At 72.1% G+C, this 17,827-nt stretch carries 21 protein-coding genes and 1 riboswitch; of the genes, 8 read left to right on the top strand and 13 right to left on the bottom strand.

The genetic code is table 11. From position 1 onward, the window contains the following. Positions 1-131 precede the first annotated feature (131 nt). The 6 genes from M8542_RS16270 to M8542_RS16245 form a co-directional block, all read right to left on the bottom strand. Positions 132-800, bottom strand: coding sequence for a DUF4190 domain-containing protein (locus M8542_RS16270; RefSeq protein WP_257920991.1), 669 nt, complete (start codon positions 798-800; stop codon positions 132-134). A gap of 250 nt (positions 801-1,050) precedes the next feature. Further along, on the bottom strand, positions 1,051-1,935 hold the full coding sequence (locus M8542_RS16265; RefSeq protein ID WP_257920990.1) for a hypothetical protein: 885 nt from the start codon (positions 1,933-1,935) through the stop codon (positions 1,051-1,053). Beyond that, on the bottom strand, positions 1,932-2,408 hold the full coding sequence (locus M8542_RS16260; protein WP_257920989.1) for a DUF6932 family protein: 477 nt from the start codon (positions 2,406-2,408) through the stop codon (positions 1,932-1,934). Before M8542_RS16260 ends, M8542_RS16265 begins: the two co-directional genes overlap by 4 nt. A gap of 56 nt (positions 2,409-2,464) precedes the next feature. After that, positions 2,465-2,854 (bottom strand): hypothetical protein, encoded by a 390-nt coding sequence (locus M8542_RS16255; protein ID WP_257920988.1) that lies wholly within the window; start codon positions 2,852-2,854, stop codon positions 2,465-2,467. 17 nt (positions 2,855-2,871) lie between these two features. Then, complete coding sequence (locus M8542_RS16250) at positions 2,872-3,606, bottom strand: OmpA family protein (RefSeq protein WP_257920987.1); 735 nt, start codon at positions 3,604-3,606, stop codon at positions 2,872-2,874. Between the two features lie 179 nt (positions 3,607-3,785). Continuing rightward, positions 3,786-4,607 carry an SGNH/GDSL hydrolase family protein gene (locus M8542_RS16245; RefSeq protein ID WP_257920986.1) on the bottom strand — a complete coding sequence of 274 codons (822 nt, stop codon included), beginning with the start codon at positions 4,605-4,607 and terminating at the stop codon, positions 3,786-3,788. A gap of 269 nt (positions 4,608-4,876) precedes the next feature. On the opposite strand from M8542_RS16245, the gene M8542_RS16240 reads away from it, so the two are divergent. Next, the gene (locus tag M8542_RS16240; protein ID WP_257920985.1) at positions 4,877-5,539 is read left to right on the top strand and encodes a DUF3159 domain-containing protein; all 663 of its coding nucleotides are present in this window, start codon (positions 4,877-4,879) and stop codon (positions 5,537-5,539) included. A 54-nt stretch (positions 5,540-5,593) separates the two neighbouring features. Here the strand turns inward: M8542_RS16240 and M8542_RS16235 are convergent, their stop codons facing one another. Continuing rightward, on the bottom strand, positions 5,594-6,592 hold the full coding sequence (locus tag M8542_RS16235; protein ID WP_257920984.1) for an N-acetylglucosamine kinase: 999 nt from the start codon (positions 6,590-6,592) through the stop codon (positions 5,594-5,596). Continuing rightward, positions 6,589-7,635, bottom strand: coding sequence for an SIS domain-containing protein (locus M8542_RS16230; RefSeq protein WP_257920983.1), 1,047 nt, complete (start codon positions 7,633-7,635; stop codon positions 6,589-6,591). Before M8542_RS16230 ends, M8542_RS16235 begins: the two co-directional genes overlap by 4 nt. 148 nt (positions 7,636-7,783) lie before the next feature. Here M8542_RS16230 and M8542_RS16225 point away from each other — a divergent pair, with 148 nt between their 5' ends. After that, positions 7,784-8,539, top strand: coding sequence for a GntR family transcriptional regulator (locus M8542_RS16225; protein ID WP_257920982.1), 756 nt, complete (start codon positions 7,784-7,786; stop codon positions 8,537-8,539). Between the two features lie 42 nt (positions 8,540-8,581). Beyond that, positions 8,582-10,108 (top strand): MFS transporter, encoded by a 1,527-nt coding sequence (locus tag M8542_RS16220; RefSeq protein WP_257920981.1) that lies wholly within the window; start codon positions 8,582-8,584, stop codon positions 10,106-10,108. Between the two features lie 96 nt (positions 10,109-10,204). On the opposite strand, the gene M8542_RS16215 is transcribed toward M8542_RS16220, so the two are convergent. Continuing rightward, entirely contained in the window at positions 10,205-11,155 is a 951-nt protein-coding gene (locus M8542_RS16215) for a threonine ammonia-lyase (RefSeq protein ID WP_257920980.1), read from the bottom strand. 147 nt (positions 11,156-11,302) lie between these two features. Between M8542_RS16215 and M8542_RS16210 the strand changes: the two genes are divergently transcribed. Next, on the top strand, positions 11,303-12,037 hold the full coding sequence (locus M8542_RS16210; RefSeq protein WP_257920979.1) for a hypothetical protein: 735 nt from the start codon (positions 11,303-11,305) through the stop codon (positions 12,035-12,037). 165 nt (positions 12,038-12,202) lie between these two features. Here the strand turns inward: M8542_RS16210 and thiE are convergent, their stop codons facing one another. Then, the gene (gene thiE / locus M8542_RS16205) at positions 12,203-12,862 is read right to left on the bottom strand and encodes a thiamine phosphate synthase (protein WP_257920978.1); all 660 of its coding nucleotides are present in this window, start codon (positions 12,860-12,862) and stop codon (positions 12,203-12,205) included. 31 nt (positions 12,863-12,893) lie between these two features. After that, positions 12,894-12,999, top strand: a riboswitch (TPP riboswitch). Between thiE and thiO the strand changes: the two genes are divergently transcribed. The 4 genes from thiO to M8542_RS16185 all read left to right on the top strand — a co-directional run bounded on the left by thiO (position 12,994) and on the right by M8542_RS16185 (position 15,556). After that, on the top strand, positions 12,994-14,070 hold the full coding sequence (gene thiO, locus M8542_RS16200) for a glycine oxidase ThiO (RefSeq protein WP_257920977.1): 1,077 nt from the start codon (positions 12,994-12,996) through the stop codon (positions 14,068-14,070). It overlaps the preceding riboswitch by 6 nt. After that, on the top strand, positions 14,070-14,270 hold the full coding sequence (thiS, locus tag M8542_RS16195) for a sulfur carrier protein ThiS (protein WP_257920976.1): 201 nt from the start codon (positions 14,070-14,072) through the stop codon (positions 14,268-14,270). Before thiO ends, thiS begins: the two co-directional genes overlap by 1 nt. A gap of 1 nt (position 14,271) precedes the next feature. After that, complete coding sequence (locus M8542_RS16190) at positions 14,272-15,030, top strand: thiazole synthase (RefSeq protein ID WP_257920975.1); 759 nt, start codon at positions 14,272-14,274, stop codon at positions 15,028-15,030. A gap of 97 nt (positions 15,031-15,127) precedes the next feature. Continuing rightward, positions 15,128-15,556, top strand: a complete 429-nt coding sequence (locus M8542_RS16185; RefSeq protein ID WP_257920974.1) for a MarR family winged helix-turn-helix transcriptional regulator — start codon at positions 15,128-15,130, stop codon at positions 15,554-15,556. On the opposite strand, the gene M8542_RS16180 is transcribed toward M8542_RS16185, so the two are convergent. The 3 genes from M8542_RS16180 to thiD are packed head-to-tail and all read right to left on the bottom strand — an operon-like array spanning position 15,553 to position 17,798. Further along, complete coding sequence (locus tag M8542_RS16180; protein WP_257920973.1) at positions 15,553-16,098, bottom strand: hypothetical protein; 546 nt, start codon at positions 16,096-16,098, stop codon at positions 15,553-15,555. The two genes, M8542_RS16185 and M8542_RS16180, sit on opposite strands and share 4 nt — an antisense overlap. A gap of 9 nt (positions 16,099-16,107) precedes the next feature. Then, on the bottom strand, positions 16,108-16,911 hold the full coding sequence (locus M8542_RS16175; RefSeq protein ID WP_257920972.1) for an ion transporter: 804 nt from the start codon (positions 16,909-16,911) through the stop codon (positions 16,108-16,110). Between the two features lie 59 nt (positions 16,912-16,970). After that, entirely contained in the window at positions 16,971-17,798 is an 828-nt protein-coding gene (thiD, locus tag M8542_RS16170) for a bifunctional hydroxymethylpyrimidine kinase/phosphomethylpyrimidine kinase (protein ID WP_257920971.1), read from the bottom strand. Positions 17,799-17,827 lie beyond the last annotated feature (29 nt).

The following is a 17,827-nucleotide window of genomic DNA, read 5'->3' as shown; positions in this document are numbered from 1 at the left end:
GAGGGGCAGGCTGAGACGCCGGCGCCAGGCCCCGCGCGGGAAACCGCGGCGGGGCCGGGAGCCGCCAGGAGCGGCTCGTGGCGGCCCGGCCGGCCGAGATGGGGGTAGGCCGGCCGGTCGCCAGGCTCGGCTCAGTTCACGTTCGCCGTGCAGAGCGCGATCGTCGTGCCGCTGTTTTCCGCGACCTTCTTCCCGTCGACGAGAATCGCGCAGCTGATCAGGTTGTCCACGCCCGAATTGCGGGTGTCCGCGGTCAGCGTCAACAAGTACGAGCCATTGTTGTAGGACGCTTTGCCTTCCCACGCGTCGGTGCTGGCGGGCGCGTTTTCCGTCCGCTGGTCCGACAGGCTCCCGTAGCGCACGGTCGCGCCGCCCGCGGAGGTCACCTCGAACGACACGGCGTGCTTGTCGCCGGCCACCGATGGCATGTGCAGCCCGGCTTCGCCGGCGCCCAGGAAGGTCGAGTACAGCAGCATCCCGGCCGCCGAGAGCAGGGCCACGACCGAGACCGCGGTGGCCGTGATCGCCAGCCCGCGGCCGCCCACCGTGCCCTTCTTGACCTGGACCAGCCCGACGATCGCCAGGACCAGCCCGATCCCGGCCAGCGGCCAGGCGATGTACCCGTAGTCCGGGACGAACGTGACACCCAGCCCGGCCACGCCGAGCACCAGGCCGGCGATCGCGAGGAGGTTCCGGCCGGGTTTCGCGTTGGCTTGACGCCGCTCCGTAGCCGTCACCGGTGGTGCGGGCCTGCCGTGGCGCGCGGCGGTGGTCGGCGGGTACTGCGGGTCGGTCATCATGCGGACCCCTTCGGGTGGGAGTGCGACGACGTTAACCCATAAGAGTGCCCACGAGCGAAATTGTTACATTCTGGAAAAAGTCATTGTCCCACCATTTTGCGCGAGGTATCGGTATTTCCTGACATCACGCGCAGGGTGTGGCCATGTGATCAATGCGGAGAATATCGGGGGTCCCACTGTTTTCGCGGGCGGACGGCCCACGACGAGCGTCGGTTCCGGTGTTCAAGACCAAAGTCGCAAGCTGGACTTTTCAGTCGAAAAGGCTCACTTCGGGGGTGATTTCGAGGAGCTCGAACACCGGCCGGCCACGGCGGCCGTCGATCGTCGTCGTGCGCACGACGCGCAACCGGGCGGTCACCGGGCGGTCGAGGTTCTCCTTGATCTCGTCGAGCAGGTCCGGCGCCACCGCGCCCTGGATGGTCCCGCCCGACTCGCGGTCGAGGTAGAAGATCCGGCGGCGGGTGCGGACGCCGTCGAGCCGCCCGCGGACCGTCTCGTAGCCGACCGCCTCGCGGGACTCCCGGAGGCTGCCCTGGAGGATCCGGGCCTGCTCGGTGGTCATGCTGCGGGTGACCTGCTCGCCCGCGGTCGGGGTCAGCGCCATCCCGATGCCGGCGTTCTTCGCGACGGCGTTGACGATGTCGCTGACGGCGTTGCGGACCGTGTCGCGCTGCAGCAGCACGGCGTCGAGCGCGCCGTCGTCCGAGCCGTTCGCCGGCAGGAAGTCGCACAGCTCCTTGACCGCGCGCTCGGACAGCGTCTCGATGCCGTCGACGATCAGCGCGTCGTCGGTGACGTCGAGCTCGGGGAAGCCGAAGAAGATCGCGTTGCCCGCCTGGCCGCGCTGGATCAGCGGGGCCTTGTCGCGGTCGGCCTGCTGGACCTGGGTGACCTCGCCGGAAGGGTTCCGGATGATGTGCCCGATCTTGGCCGTCGCGTCCTGCAGCGCGCGGCTGATGTCCGAGAACGTGTACGCGTCGATGATCTGCTCGCCGATCACCGAGACGTGCAGCAGCGGCGAGCGGGACGTCCGCTCGAACTTGGCGTTCGCCGCCATGGCCGACGCGCGCGCGAGGTCGTCGAGCCACGTGCCGCCGGGGATCTCGTCGGCGATGCGCCGGAACTCGTTCCTCACCAGATCATCTCCGGGTAGCCCCTGCCGCCTTCGGCCCAGACCTCGGCCCAGACGTCTTCGTCGCCGGGACGGCACAGGAAGCCGTCGAGCATGCCCCCGACCGGCTGGACCTGGTCGAGGTACATCGCGGGCTGCCCGACGATCACGCCGCGCAGCGTCAGCAGGCCGTAGAGCGCCGAGCGGCCGGCGTCGTCGAGCCGCTTGAGCGCGCCCCACTCGTCCGGGACGAGGACGACGTCCAGGCCGCGGGGCGGGTGCGCGGTGCGCGTGATCAGCTCGCCGCCGATCCAGGCGCGGCCCGACGGCATGATCCGCCGGGCGACGCCGAGGTAGCTGTTGAGCGCGCTGAAGAGGATCTCGCGCTCGTTCTGGTGCGGGGCGTCGAAGACCAGGCGTTCGTAGACGTCGGCGAGGTCGCACGCGTGGCGGCCCGGGGGGAGGACCTGCTGCGGTGTCCAATGGGGGAGCGCCACGCCACCCCCTTCTCGGCTTCGCTCACAGTGCGTAGCCGAACTTACCAGGATGGGTGTCAGCCACCGCGCCCAGGCTGGTGCGGCCACTGCGGGGTGGCGTCCTCGGCTTCGGGCCACGCGGGTTCTTCCTCGGTGGGCCAGTCCTCGGCTTGCGGCCCGCGCTGCGGCGGCAGCGGCAGGTGTCCTTCGCGGTGCCCCTCGGGTTCGTGTTCGTCGTCGGGGAAGTGGCGTTCGACGGGGTGGTCCGGCTCGGGGTGGACCCAGGCGGCGGGGATGAACTGGGTCTGCTCGGCCGGCTCGGGCGCCGGCTCCGGTTCCGGTTCGTACACCGGGTGCGGTTCGGCCTTGGGGCGCTGGGTGGCGCGCAGGACGAGCCACGAGGTGAGCGCGCCGAGAGCGAAGGCGATGACCAGCCACAGCCAGATCTCCCCGAACAACCACAGCATCTGCTTCGCTCACCCCTTCAGACGACGGTGATTTCGACGCGCCGGTCCTCTTCGCCGCCGCCGGCGGGCCGGGTGTCGCCCAGGCCCCGGTAGGTCACGCGCTTGGTCGTCAGCCCGTTGGCCGTGAGGATCCGCGTGACGGCCCGGGCGCGGTCCCGGGACAGTTTCAGCGCACCGCCGGCACTGCCGGACCCGCGGGCGGCGTGCCCGGTGACGCGGTACCGGAAGGTGTCCGGCGACTTGGCGAGGGCGATCGCGACGGCCCGCGCGGCCTGCTCGCCATCGGGCGTGAGCCGGGCGGTGTCCGGCTCGAAGGCGATCGGCGTCTCGTCGAGGATCCGGTCGATCTCGGCCTGCACGCCGGCCTTGTCGGTGGGCGGCGGCGGCGCGGTGGCGGTGGTGGTGGGCGGCGGCGGGCTGGTGCTTTCGGGCGGCTTGGTCGTGGTGGTGCCGCTCGGCGGCGCCGGCGTGACATCGCCTTCGACCTGGGCGGCCCGGACACCGTCCACTTTTTGGACGACGTCGAGGGCTTTGAGGGCCTGATCGGGTGCGAAGCCGCTGAGGGTGGCGTCACGGCCGTCGAAGCGGACGGAGCCCTTGCCGATCCCGGCGGCGGCCAGCGCGGCCTGCGTGCGGGTGGTGAGGTCCTGCCGGATGTTCCCGGCCTGCGCCCAGGTCACGACCCCGGCGAGCAGGGCGGTGACCAGCACCGCGATCGGGATCACCAGGATCCAGCGACGCCCACCGGACATAAGGGGACTGTAAGCCGGGTGGAGCGGGTTGGCGAGCCGGGGAAGGGTGGTGGTCCACAAGTTGTCCCCAGGCGAGTCGACATGTGGACAACTGGCGGTGGGGTGATCGCTTGGGCACTGAACGTGCGAAGGCCACCACCCGATCGCGGATGGTGGCCTTCAAGGGGACCCGTGGAACCTCAGCTGGCCTGCTGCTGGGCGCTGTCCGGCACCTCGAGCACGTCCAGCGGCGCCAAGGGCACCAACGGCGACAGCTGCGGCCGCTTCGGGGACAACCCGTCACCCATCGACTCGCCGCGCAGCTGGCGGCGGATCCACGGCAGCAGGTGCACCTTCGTCCACGTCAGGTCCGACCGCCGGGAGTCGATCCACCTCGACGGTGCCGCCTCCGCCGGCCACGGCTCGCGCCAGTCTCCCTCGATGGGGATGCCGAGGACCTCCGCCGACTTCAGCGCGATCCTGCGGTGGGCCTCCGGGGAGAAGTGCAGCCGGTCGTCGCTCCAGGCTCGGCGGTCGTGGAGGGGGTTCATCGCCCACAGGTCCACCATGCGGGCTCCGTGGCGCTCCGCGATCGCCCACAGGTGCGTGTTGTAGATCGCCACCTTGCCGCGCAGCACCGACATCACCGAAAGGACCTTCGTGTCCGGGCCGTTGAAGATCAGCACCGGGATGCCCGCCTCGCGCAGCTTCGCCACGCCCTCTTCGAACCGCTCCGCCACCGCGTCCACGTCCGCGCCCGGCACGATGATGTCGTTGCCGCCCGCACAGAGCGTGACCAGGTCCGGCTTCAGCTCCAGCGCGATCGGGAGCTGCTCGTCCATGATCTCGGCGAGCATCTTGCCGCGCAGCGACAGGTTCGCGTACCGGAAGTCGGGCCGCCCGGCCGCCAGGATCTCCGCCAGCCGGTCGGCCCAGCCCCGGAAGGAGCCGTCCGGCAGTTCGTCGTTGAGCCCCTCGGTGAAGCTGTCACCGATCGCCACATAGCTGTCGAATCCGTACACGTTGGGTCCCCTTCCCCATCCTGCGACCGACACACCCCGACATGTAGTTGTACACCCCAACTAACGATCGAGCGTGCTCCCCCACCGCCACCCGGGGTTCAGCCCGCGGTAACAGTGTCTTATCTTGTCGGCCTTCTCCGCCTCTGTATTACGCGGTCTTCACCCTCCGCATGCCGTGAAACAGCACACTCGGCGGGAAACCCGGCGCCCGATGTGGCGAAGATCTCCCTGGTCGACGCGTCCCGCGCGCGATCCGGCAGGCTGGACACGTGTCCGGAGAACCCCGTGAGTCGCTCGCGCAGATCCTCGGTGGCCGCCGGGGCGCGCTCGACGCCAGCATCCCGCCCGTCGGCTTCGTCGTCGGCTGGCTCGCGGCCGGCCAGTCCATCGCCTGGGGCGCCGGCGCCGCCGTCGCGGTCGCGGTCGGGCTCGGGATCTACCGGATCGCGCGCGGCGGGAAGGTGCGGGCGCTGGTCGTCAGCCTCGCCGCCGTCGTCGCGGCCGCGCTGATCGCCCTGCACACCGGCCGCGCCCAGGACTTCTTCCTGCTGCAGCTGATGTCCAATGTGGCCAGCGCCCTGCTGTGGGCGGCGAGCATCGTGATCCGCTGGCCGCTGCTCGGCGTCGTCGTCGGCCTGGTGCTCGGCCAGAAGACGCGCTGGCGGCGCGACCCCGTGCTGCTCAAGGCCTACTCGCGAGCCAGCTGGGTGTGGGTGTTCGGCCAGTACACGCTGCGGGTGGTCGTCTACGGCCTGCTGTGGTGGTCCGGCCAGGTGCTCGCCCTCGGCGTGGCCCGCACCGTGCTGTCCTGGCCGCTGGTCGCGCTGACCGTGGCCGTGAGCGGCTGGGTGCTCTACCGGGCGTTGCCGCCGGAGCACCCCGGCCTGCGACTGACCCCCGAAACCCGGTCGGACGACGTACCCGGGACATAAGGCGGCCCCCGGCGAGGGGGGAGGGTCCGGGGGCCACTGCCTACGTTACCCGGACTACCCGGGTTCAGTCGACGTTTTCGCGTGTTCGCGCCGGATTTCCCGGGATACTGGTCTAACCACTCCTTCGCCGAACGCGTCGACCGCGGCGAGCCACGCCGCGCCCAGCACGCCATCGGAGCTGGTCAGCACCTCGATGCCGGCCAATCCCGCGCGCACGAGGCCGCCGACCGGGCTGGCCCCGGTCAGCACCGAGCCGACGAGCACGACCGGAGTCGACTCGCCGGGCTCGCGCGCGGCGAGGGCGTTCTCGACCAGGAGCCCGGCCGCGCGGGCGACGATTTCGCGTGCCGCGGCCTCACCCGCGTCGTGCGCGGCGCTCACCAAAGGGGCGAAGCGGGCGAGCCGCACCGGCGCTTCGGCGTTGGCGTTCGTGATCAGCGCGCGCGACGCGGCGAGCCGCTGGACGTCCGTCCGGACGTCCACAGCGGACAGATCGAGGGCCGCGGCGAGCACCGCCGACGGCAGCCCGTCGAGGGGCCGCCCGCGCCCGAGAGCCTCCAAAGTGGAGCGGACGGCTTCCCGGCCGAGCCAGAACGCCGACCCTTCGTCGCCGAGCAGCCAGCCGTAGCCCCCGGCGGTGCCGGCCAGCCGGCGGCCGCGGATCCGCCCCGCGATGGAACCGGTGCCGGCGACGAGCACCGTCCCGTCCGGCGCGGAAGTCGCCGACGCGTACGCCACTTCGGCGTCGGCCACGACCCGGACGGATGTGAGCCCGATGCGCGCCCACGCCGCGTCGAACACCGCCGCCACGCGCACGTCGCTGAGCTTGCTGACCCCCGCCATGCCGACGACGCACGCGCGCACGCCGGCGGGGTCGTGCGTGCCCAGCGCCCCGGTGATCGCGTCGGCGATCCGGCCCGCGGCGACCTCGGGGGCGTGCGCGTTCGGGTTGGCGCCCTCGCCGCGCCCGGTGCCCAGAACCGCGCCGGCGGCGTCGACCAGGGCGGCCCTGGTCGACGTCCCGCCGGCGTCGACGCCGATCGCGAAGCTCACCGCGTCTTGGTCACCTTCAGCAGGCCACGCGGGCTGTCCGGGTCGCCGCCGCGGGCGAGCGACAGGCCGAGCGCGATCCGCTGGATGGGCAGGATCTCCAGGATCGGCGCGAGCTCCTCGACCGTCGGCGCGACGTCGATGCGCAGCGCCGCGGGCACCTCGGCGGCGGCCGAGCCGACAGCGAGGACGTCCGCGCCGCGCTTGCCGACGGCCTCGAGGACTTCGTGCATGGCCTGCCCGCCCTGGCCCCGGCTGGTCACCGCGAGCACGGCCGTCTCGCCGTCGACGGCCGCGACCGGGCCGTGCAGCAGGTCCGCGCCGCTGTACGCGCGGGCGGCGAGGTAGCTGGTCTCCGCGAGCTTGAGCGAGCCCTCGAGCGCGGACGCGTAGGAGTAGCCGCGGCCGGTGGTGAGCACCCGGTCGACGAACCGGTAGCGGTCGACCGCGCGCTGCACGCCCTCGGCGGCGCCGTCGAGGGTCTGCTGCGCGAGTTCGCCGATCTTCTCGGCGTCCGCCGCCTTGCCGCCGCGGACGGCGTCGATCAGCAGGTAGAGCGCCATCAGCGTCGCGGAGTACGTCTTGGTCGCCGCGACGGCCTTCTCGACGCCCGCGCCGATGTCGACACCCAGTTCGGACGCCGCCCGCAGCGGCGAGTCCGGCGTGTTGGTGACCGACACCGTCAGCGCGCCCTGGCGGCGCGCCGTCTCGGTGACCTCGATCAGGTCTGGTGAACCACCGCTCTGGCTGACCGTGACGAACAGCACGTCCCGCAGATCGGGCCGCGCGCCGTACAGGGTCGCCGTGGACGGGGAGACAAGACCAGCCGGAAGGCCGAGCAGTACCTCGATCAGGTACTTCGCGTACAACGCTGCGTGGTCACTCGATCCACGCGCGGCGAGCAAAGCGAAGCGCGGGGGCCGTTGTGAGATCTTTTCCGCCACCCCGGCGATTTCCGCCTGACGCTCGACCAGTCCCGCCAGGACGTCCGGCTGCTGGGCGATCTCCGCGGCCATGTGCTCGCCGGGCCGTTGTTCGGTCATCATTTTCCTCTCCACCTCCGGCATTATGTACCGGACTCAGGCGGCGTCGGTCAGGTCTAGACCAATGTTAGTGGGGCGGCGCGTTTGGGGAAAAGGGTACGTTTCTTACGGGGACGTGGCGCGCAATGAGGGAAGACATAGGGAGTCGGGCATGTTGGAGACCACCACCACGGGCGAGGCGGGCGCCGTCGCCGGGATGCGCGGGCAGCGCGAGCCCAAGTACTGGGCACTGAAGCAGCACCTCCTCGACCTCCTGGACGTGCTGCCGCCCGGGTCACCGATCCCGACCGAGCGCGCGCTCGCCGGCGAGTTCACGGTCTCCCGCACCACCGTGCGCCAGGCGCTGGCCGACCTGACCGCCGAGGGCCGGCTGCACCGTGTGCAGGGGAAAGGCACCTTCGCGGCCGAGCCGAAGCTCGCGCAGCGGCTGCAGTTGTCGTCCTACACCGAGGACATGCGCAAGCAGGGCCTGAAGCCGTCGTCCAAGCTCCTCGAGCTCGACGAGCTGCCGGCCGAGGGCGACCTCGCGAAGCTGCTGGGAATCCGCACCGGCGCGAAAATTCTTCGCCTTCGACGGCTTCGACTGGCGGATTCGCAGCCGATGGCGCTGGAGACGTCGCACCTGCCGGCCGGCCGGTTCCGGGGGCTGCGCAAGCACATTTCGTCGGGCGGGTCGTTGTACGCCGTTCTACGCGAGCAGTACGGCGTCGAGCTCGAACGAGCGGAAGAGACGATCGAGACGTCGCTCGCCGGCCCGCAGGAAGCCGAGATGCTCGGCGCGGACGTCGGCATGCCGGTGCTGATGCTGACCCGGCACTCGTTCGCGACCGACGGCAAGCCGGTCGAGTTCGCGCGCTCGGTCTACCGCGGCGACCGCTACAAGTTCGTCACGACGCTGCTGCCGTGACCAGGTGTTGACGGCGATCACCCCGCGCGGTGAAGTGACGGGGTGACAGCCACCGAAGACACCGGTATCCGCTGGGGCACCGGCGCGGCGCGTGGCGTGCTCGCCACGACCATCCTCGGCTCGGGCATGGCGATGCTGGACGGCACGATCGTCAACGTCGCCCTGCCCCGCATCGGCGCCGAGCTCAACGCGTCCGTTGCCGGCCTCCAATGGATCCTCGACGGCTACCTGCTGGCCCTCGCGGCGCTCATCCTGGTCGCCGGTTCGCTCGGCGACCGCTACGGCCGCCGCCGCATGTACCTCATCGGCGTCGTCTGGTTCGGCGTCGCGTCCGGCCTGTGCGCCGCCGCGACGTCCACCGAGATGCTCGTCGCGATGCGGATCCTCCAAGGCGTCGGCGGCGCGCTCCTGACGCCCGGCTCGCTCGCCATCCTCCAATCGTCCTTCGCGCACGACGCGCGCGCCCGCGCGATCGGCGCCTGGTCCGGCCTCGGCGGCATCGCGGCCGCGGCGGGCCCGCTGCTCGGCGGCTTCCTCGTGCAGGTCTGGTCGTGGCGGCTGGCGTTCCTGATCAACGTGCCGATCGCCCTCGTCGTCGTGCTGATGGCGCGCAGGTTCGTCCCCGAGTCCCGCGACGAGGACGCGACCGGCCACCCCGACTTCGGCGCCGCGGCGCTGGGCGCGCTCGGCCTCGCCGGCGTCACCGGGGCGCTGGTGGAGGCGCCCGGACGCGGCATCGGCGACCCGGTCGTGCTGGTCGCGGGCCTGGTCGGGGTCGCCGGGCTGGCCGCGTTCGTCTTCGTCCAGCACCGGTCCCGGGAGCCGCTGGTGCCGCCGTCGCTGTTCCGCGACCGGACGTTCACGCTGGCCAACGCGCTGACCTTCGCCATGTACGCGGCGCTCGGCGGCGTGATGATGCTGCTGGTCATGCAGCTGCAGGTGTCGCTGCACTACTCGCCGACCGCGTCCGGCCTGGCCGGGCTGCCGCTGACGGTGATCATGCTCCTGCTGTCGGGCCGCTCCGGCGCGCTGGCCCAGCGCATCGGCCCGCGGCTCCAGCTGGTGGTCGGGCCGATCGTGGTCGGCGTCGGGATGCTGCTGATGCTGCGGATCGCGCCCGGCGCGTCCTACCTCGGCACGGTGCTGCCCGCGGTGGTGGTGTTCGGGCTCGGCCTGGCGACGGTGGTGGCCCCGGTGACCGCGACGGTGCTCGCGGCGGCCCCGGACCGCTACGCCGGCGTCGCGTCCGGGGTCAACAACGCGATCGCGCGCTCCGGAGGGCTCCTGGCGGTGGCGGTGCTGCCCGCGGCGGCCGGGTTGACCGGCGAGGCGTACGCGGACCCGGTGGCGCTGACCGCGGGCTGGCGGGTGGCGCTGGTGATCTGCGCGGCGCTGGCGATCGCGGGTGGGCTGATCGCGCTGGGCATCCACAACGGGGTGCTGGCACCGCCGTCACCTGCTCCTCCGCCCGCCGACGACGAGTGCCCCCACCTGGGCGAGTGCTACCACTGCGGCGTCGAGGGCCCGCCGACCCACATCCGCCGCGGCACCCCGGTGGCCGGCGACTAGCGCCCCAATGTGGCGTTGGGTGCGTTGGATGCACCGAACGCCACATTGGGCGCGTTGGGCGCACCCAACGCCACATTGGGGCGCTTGGGGCCTGGGTCAGCCGGCGAGGATTTCCGCGAACATTGCCGGGTCCGGGTTGCCGCCCGAGACGATCGCCACCGTTCGGCCCGGTGGCAGCTCGGCCGTGTGGGACAGGTAGGCCGCCGTTGTCACCGCGCCGCTCGGCTCCGCCACCAGGCGGGCCTTGCTGGCGAGGGTGCGCATGGCGGCGCGGATCTCGTCCTCGGTGACCGTCACCATCGCGTCGACGAACTTCCGCAGGTGCGCGAACGTCAGCTCGGACGGCTGCGCGCGCAGGCCGTCGGCGATCGTGCGGGCGCGGTCGGCCTGGGGCCAGTCGACCCGGTGGCCCAGGCGCAGGCCCTCGGCCGTGTCGCCGGCCAGGGCGGGCTCGACGCCGATCACCTTTGCGTGCGGGGCGCGGGCCTTGATCGCCGCGCCGACGCCGGCGGCCAGCCCGCCGCCGCTGACCGGCACCAGCACGACCTCGACGTCCGGGAGGTCCTCGGTGATCTCGAGGCCCGTGGTGCCCTGCCCGGCGATGACGGCCGCGTCGTCGAAGGGCGCGACGAGGGTCAGCCTGCGTTCGGCGGCCAGTTCGTGCGCTTTCGCCTCGTGCTCGCCGATCGGCACTTCGATCACCTCGGCACCGTAGGACCGAGTGGCCTCGACCTTGATCCGCGGCGCGATGTCCGGCACGACGATCACCGCGGGCACGCCGTACCGCTGCGCCGCGTAGGCGACCGCCTGCGCGTGGTTGCCGCTCGAGTACGCGATGACGCCGCGGGCGCGGCTTTCGTCGTCGAGGGTGGCGATCGCGTTGAACGCGCCGCGCACCTTGAACGCGCCGACCGGTTGCAGGCTTTCGGGTTTGAGCCACAGGGTCCCGCGCGGATCCCACGTCTGGAGCAACAAGGGCGTGCGCACGGCGACACCTCGGACGCGCTGCGCCGCGGCCTCGATGTCGGAGATCGTCACCAGTTCCATGTGCCGAGTATGTCAAGAAAGTGTTCGATCGCTACTGTCTATTGTGGACAGTCGGAGTGGTGCTGCTCACGCTCCGGCAACGCGGGGAGTTCCTCGCGCGCCTTACACGTTGGGAACGGGGAGAAGACTTTCTAGCGGATCGGGATCATGAGCAAGGAGAAAGCGGCAGCTTCCGAGTTGGACACGGCGAAGGAAGAGAAGCCGGGCCTGCGGATCGCGCAGGTGCTGGCGGCGGCGCTCGCGGCGGTGACCGCGGCGCTGCTCGGTTCGACACTGGGCGTGGCGGGCACGGTGGTCGGCGCGGGCGTGGCGAGCGTGATCACGACCGTCGGCGGCGAGGTGTACCTGCGGTCGCTGCAGCGCACGAAGGACGCGGCGCTGAAGGCCCGTCAGCTGGCGGCGTCCGGCATCCGGCGCCGGGGGCCGGTCATCGAGATCACCGAGCAGCCGACGGTCAGGCTGCCGAAGCCGGACGGCCCGCCACCCGAGGAGCCGTCCCGGCTGCGGAAACTGCGCTGGCCCTTGATCATCGGGTCGAGCGTGGTGGCGTTCGCGGTGGCGATCCTGGCGATCGTCGGCGTGGAGGCGGCCACGGGCGGCAAGGTGGCGAGCGGCACGGGCGCGAGCATCGGCAAGATCTTCGGCGGCGGCGCCGGGCACACCGACCCGACCCCGTCGACCACACCGACGACCCCGACGGACGACACGCAGGAGTCGCCGTCGAACACCCCGTCGACGACCACGGAGACGACCACCCCGCCGACGACGTCGACCACGCCTAGCAGCTCGGCGACGCCGACAACGCCGAGCACCACGGCCCAGCAGCCGACGACCTCGGCCCCACCGACCAGCCAGGGCGCGGCAACCACGCCGACGCCGTAGCGGCGGTCAGGGCAGGCGGGCGCCGGTTGCGTGCGGCGGCCGCGCTGAAGCCGCAGCGGTGCTGAGTGTCGGCGGGCGCGCCGGTTGCGTGGGGCGGCCGTGCTGATGCCGTGGCGGCGTTGAGGGCAGGCGGGTGTGGCACTCGCGCTGAAGCCGTAGCGGCGGTCAGGGCAACCGGGCCCGCAGCTCGCGCGCCGCGGCCTCCGGGTCCTCGGCTTCGGTGATCGCCCGGACCACCACGATCCGCGACGCGCCCGCCTCCAACACCGAAGGCAGCCGCGGCGTGTCGATGCCGCCGATTGCGAACCACGGCCGCTCCGGGGCCGAAGCCGCCGTTGCGCGGACCAGGTCCAGGCCCGGTGCCGAGCGGCCCGGCTTCGTCGGCGTCGGCCAGCAGGGGCCCGTGCAGAAGTAGTCCACGCCCGGCTCCGACGCCGCCGCCGCAGCCTGTGGCACCGAGTGCGTCGAACGGCCGATCACCACGTCGTCGCCCAGGATGCGGCGGGCCAACGGGACCGGGATGTCGTCCTGGCCCAGGTGGAGCACGTCCGCGCCGACCGCCAGGGCCACGTCCGCGCGGTCGTTCACCGACAGCAGCGCGCCGTGGCGCTCGCACGCCTCGGCCAGGACCTCCAGCGCCTCGATCTCGCCGGCGGCTTCCAACGCGCCGGTCTTGTCGCGCAGCTGGATGATGTCGACACCGCCGGCCAGGGCCGCGTCGGCGAAGGCCGCGAGGTCGCCACGGGCCGTGCGGGCGTCCGTGCACAGGTACAGGCGCGCGGCGTCGAGGCGGGCGCGGATCTTGTCACCGGAGAGGGCGGGCATAGCGGCGACCGTACCCCGCGAGCTAGGGTGGGGGAGTCCGCACGGGAGCCCGAGGCACGGGCTGAGAGGGAGCTGCCGCTCCGACCGTGGAACCTGATCCGGGTCATGCCGGCGCAGGGAGCGTGATTCCCATGACGAACACCTTGGCCGTGGTCGGCGGCGGCGTGATCGGCCTGTCCGCGGCCTGGCGCGCGGCCGCGAAGGGCCACGAGGTCACCCTCTACGACCCCGAACCCGTCCGCGGCGGCGCGTCCTGGCTGGCCGGCGGCATGCTCGCCCCGGTCACCGAGGCCTGGCCGGGCGAGGAAGACGTCCTCGCCCTCGGCGAGGAGTCCCTCCGCCGCTGGCCCGGCTTCGCGAGTGATCTGGCGCAGGAGGGCGTCGACCCCGGGCTGGCCGAGCACGGGACGCTCGTCGTCGCCTTCGACCGCGCCGACGCCGGTTACCTCGACATCCTCGCCGGCCACCTGCACGCCATCGGCCGCACGGCCGAGCGGCTCACCAGCCGCGAGGCCAAACGCCTCGAACCCGGCGTCGGCTCTGTCCGAAGTGGACTCCACGTGCCCGGTGACCTGGCTGTGGACAACCGGAAACTCCTCCAAGCCCTCTACTCGGCGGGACAGCGGCGAGACGTCCGGTTCGTCCGCGAACGCGTGGAACGGATCCCGGACGCCGACGCCGTCGTGCTCGCCGCCGGCGCCTGGACCGGGCGGCTGCACCCGCAGCTCGCCGACGCCGTCCGGCCGCTCAAGGGCGAGATCCTGCGCCTGAAACCCCGCCGCGGCTGCCTGCCGCCGCCGTCGCGCACCGTGCGGGCCGTGGTCGAAGGGCACCCGATCTACCTCGTCCCACGCGGCGACCAGGAGCTCGTCCTCGGCGCGACGCAGTACGAGGCGGGGTTCGACCGGGCCGTCACCGCGCGCGGCGTGCGCGAGCTGATCGAGGGCGCCGAACGCGTCTTCCCCGCGATCACCGAGTACGAGCTCGTCGAGACCGCCGCCGGCCTGCGGGCCGGCAGCCGGGACGTGCTGCCGTACATCGGCGCCCTGGACGACGGCGTCTTCGCCGCGACCGGGCACCACCGCAACGGCCTGCTGCTGGCGCCCGTGACCGCGGCCGCCGTCCTGGCCTGGCTCGAGGGGGAGAAGCCGCCCGAAGGCGTCGAAGCGGCTTCGCCCGCCCGCCTGCACCAGAAGGAGCACGTGTGATGGAGATCAAGCTCAACGGGAAGTGGACGGAGTTCCCGGACGGCGCGACCGTCGCCGACGTCCTCGACGCGGCGGGCGGGCAGCGGCCCGGCATCGCCGTCGCGGTCGACGGCGTCGTCGTCCGCCGCGGCGACTGGGCGGCCACCGCCGTGCCCAAGGGCGCGGGCGTCGACGTGCTCACCGCGGTCCAGGGAGGCTGAAATGGACGGAGAACCACTGGTCATCGGCACCGCCAAGCTGACGTCGCGGCTGATCATCGGCACCGGCGGCGCGGCGAACCTGGCGGTGCTCGAACGCGCGCTGGTCGCGTCCGGCACCGAGCTGACGACCGTCGCCATGCGCCGCGCCGACGCCGAAGGCGGCTCCGGCGTCCTCGAACTCCTCAAGCGGCTCGGCATCGAGCTGCTGCCGAACACCGCGGGCTGCCGCACGGCCGCCGAGGCCGTCCTCACCGCGCAGCTCGCGCGGGAGGCGCTCGGTACCGATCTGATCAAGCTCGAGGTGCACGCCGACGACCGCACGCTGCTGCCGGACCCGATCGAGACCCTCGACGCCGCCGAACGGCTGGCCGCCGACGGGTTCACCGTGTTCGCCTACACGAACGACGACCCGGTGCTCGCGCTGCGCCTGGAGGAGGCCGGCTGCGCCGCGGTGATGCCGCTGGGCGCCCCGATCGGCACCGGCCTCGGCATCCGGAATCCGCACAACATCGAGCTGATCGTTTCGCGGGCGGGCGTGCCGGTGATCCTGGACGCCGGAATCGGCACCGCGTCGGACGCGACGCTGGCGATGGAGCTGGGTTGCGACGCCGTCCTGCTGTCGACGGCCGTCACCCGGGCGGCTGATCCCGAACGGATGGCGGCGGCGATGCGGGCGGCCGTCACCGCCGGCCACCTGGCCCGGGGTGCGGGCCGGGTGCCGCAACGCTTCTGGGCGCAGGCTTCGAGTCCACCCCGGTGAACCAGGGTGCCTTAACGCCGAGTGTGCACCTCGAACCCGTAAGGTGGACGGCACTTTCCGGCGCACCCGCGGCGGGGCAGGGCAGAAGGAGCCAGCCGTGACCACATCGGTTCAGGACACCTCCGGCAGGCTGTACCTCGCTGTCGGCAGACTGTCCCGGTCATTGCGGCAGGCCGGCGTGCCGGGCCCGGGCCACGGCGCGATCTCGGCGCTGGCGACGCTGGTGCACGCGGGGCAGCTGCGGCTGGGCGACCTCGCGGCCAAGGAGGGCGTGGCCGCGGCGACGATGTCGCGGATCATCGCTTCCCTGGTCGAGGCGGGCTACGTGAGCCGCGAATCCGACCCGGTCGACCGCCGCGCCTGGCTGGCGACGGCGACGGAAGAGGGCGAGCGGCTGGTGTCCGGCGTCCGGTCGACGCGCGTCCAGGAGCTGAACCGGCGCCTGGACCGGCTCTCGCCGGAGCACCGCGAGGCGCTGACGGCGGCGATCCCGGCGCTGGAGGCGCTGATCGCCGACGAGGGTTAGTCCTCGGGTGGCAGGTCCCAGTCGCTCAGCAGGCGGTCGGCGTCGCGCCGCCCGCGGATCCGCCTGACCAGCCACAGCGGGACGAAGACGAGCAGGCCGGCCACCACCAGCCCGGCGGCGACCACACCCAAGACGGTCCACCACGCGATGTCCGGGTCGCTCTTGGTGAGTTCCTCGGTCCGTGAGTTGTCCGGCTTGTCCGGCAGGCCGGCCAGGACGGAGACCGTGTCGCCGGGCTTGAGCAGCTTCGTGTCGTCGACGAACTCCGCGAAGCTCGGGTAGCCGGCTCCGTCCGGCGCCACCAGAAGGCAGTCGCGGGTGCCGGGTTTGCAGGCGATGATCAGGTTCAAGAGGCTGACATCGCCGGATTCGGCCTGCTTCCACAGCGCGTTGACGTGGGAAACGTCGGCGCCTTCGCCCGCGAACGCGGTGACCGACCGGATCACCGCGTCGGCCGAAACCGTTCCGGTCGAGGCCGAATCCTGCCCGCAACCGGCCAGGGCCACGGCCACGAGCCCGAGAAACAGCAGTCTGATCCGCATTCCGCCCCCCTAGGCGGCATTCTGCCTGAGCGAGGCGATCTCCGCCCGCAGCGCACGCAGCTCCTCGAGGATCTCCTGGTTCGCCGCGGCCTGGGCTTCGGCCTGCTTGGCCTCCTCCTCGCGGATGTCCTGGCGCAGCTCGTCCTCCATACCGCTGACCACCACCGCGATGAACAGGTTCAGCACCGCGAAGCTCGACACCAGGATGTAGACGACGAAGAAGATCCAGGCCATCGGCGCCTGTTCCATGATCGTCTTCGCGATGTCCGGCCACGCTTCGCCGGTCATCACCTGGAACAGCGTGAACAGCGACGTCCCGAGGTCGCCGAAGTCGCCCGGGTCGATGGCGCCGAACAGCTTCGTCGCCATCACGCCGGCCACGAAGATGATCAGCGCCAGCAGCGCGGCGATCGACGCCATGCCGGGGATCGCCGCCAGCAGCCCGGAAACCACCTTGCGCATCGACGGCACCACCGAGATCAGCCGCAGGACGCGCAGCACCCGCAACGACCGCAGCACGGCGAACGGCCCGGTGGCCGGGATCACCGCGATGCCGACCACCAGCAGGTCGAAGACGTTCCAGTTGTCGCGGAAGAACCCGCCCCGGTAGGCGTAGAACTTCGCCAGCAGCTCGGTGACGAAGATGCCCAGCGCGATGTGGTCCAGGGCGTGCAGCAGCCCGCCGAAGCCGTTCATCAGCGACGTCGACGTCTCCATGCCGAGCGTGGTCGCGTTGAACACGATCACCGCGATGATGAAGTTCTGGAAGCGGCGGTCTTCGAGGACCTTCGCCACGCGCTCGCGTCCGGTCAAGGCCGCCCCCTGCTGAGTTCAAGGAAAAGTAAACGCAGGGATGGTAACCGGGCGGTCGCTCAGCGCTCTTCGGGTGCCAGCCGCCAGAAGGCCGAGACCGGGCCGACCTTCGCGCCCATCGGGTACGCGTGCTCGACCGCGTGCGACACGAACCACTTGCCGTAGCGCGCGGCCTCGACGACCGACATGCCCTTCGCGAGCCCCGCGGTCAGCGCCGACGCCATCGTGTCGCCCGCGCCGTGCGTGTGCGGGGTCGCGTACCGCTTGCCCGGCAGCTCCACGAACGTCGAGCCGTCGAACAGCAGGTCGACGCACTCCGGGTCGGCCTGCAGGTGGCCGCTCTTCACGAGCACGTAGCGAGGGCCCATTCGCTGGAGCACCACGGCCGCGGTGTGCATGCCCTCGCGGTCCTTCACCGTCATGCCGGTGAGCAGGCGGACCTCGTCGAGGTTCGGCGTCAGGACCGTCGCGCGCGGGAGCAGCTCGTCGCGCAGGGCCACCAGGCCGGCGTCGTCGAACAGCGGGTGGCCGTGCATCGACGCGGCGACCGGATCGACGACGAACGGGATCTTCGCGTCGCGCCCGATTTCCGCGCGGTCGCACGCGGCGGCGACGGCGTGGATGATCTCGGCCGACGCGAGCATGCCCGTCTTCGCCGCGCCGACGCCCATGTCCGCCGCGACGGCCTCGATCTGCCCGGCCACGATGTGCGGCGGCAGGTCGGCGCGGTCGTGCACGCCGAGGGTGTTCTGCACGGTGACGGCCGTGACCGCGACGAGCCCGTGCACACCGCAGGTCAGGAACGTACGCAGGTCGGCCTGGAGTCCCGCGGCGCCGCCGGAGTCCGACCCGGCGATGGTCAACGCGGTCGGAAGGCTCGTCGTCATGGTGGTTTCCCGACTTCTGGTCTAGGCCA

Origin of the sequence: Amycolatopsis iheyensis, assembly GCF_024703995.1 — a bacterium.
GTDB lineage: Bacteria > Actinomycetota > Actinomycetes > Mycobacteriales > Pseudonocardiaceae > Amycolatopsis > Amycolatopsis iheyensis.
This window is presented reverse-complemented; position numbering and strand designations above follow the sequence as displayed.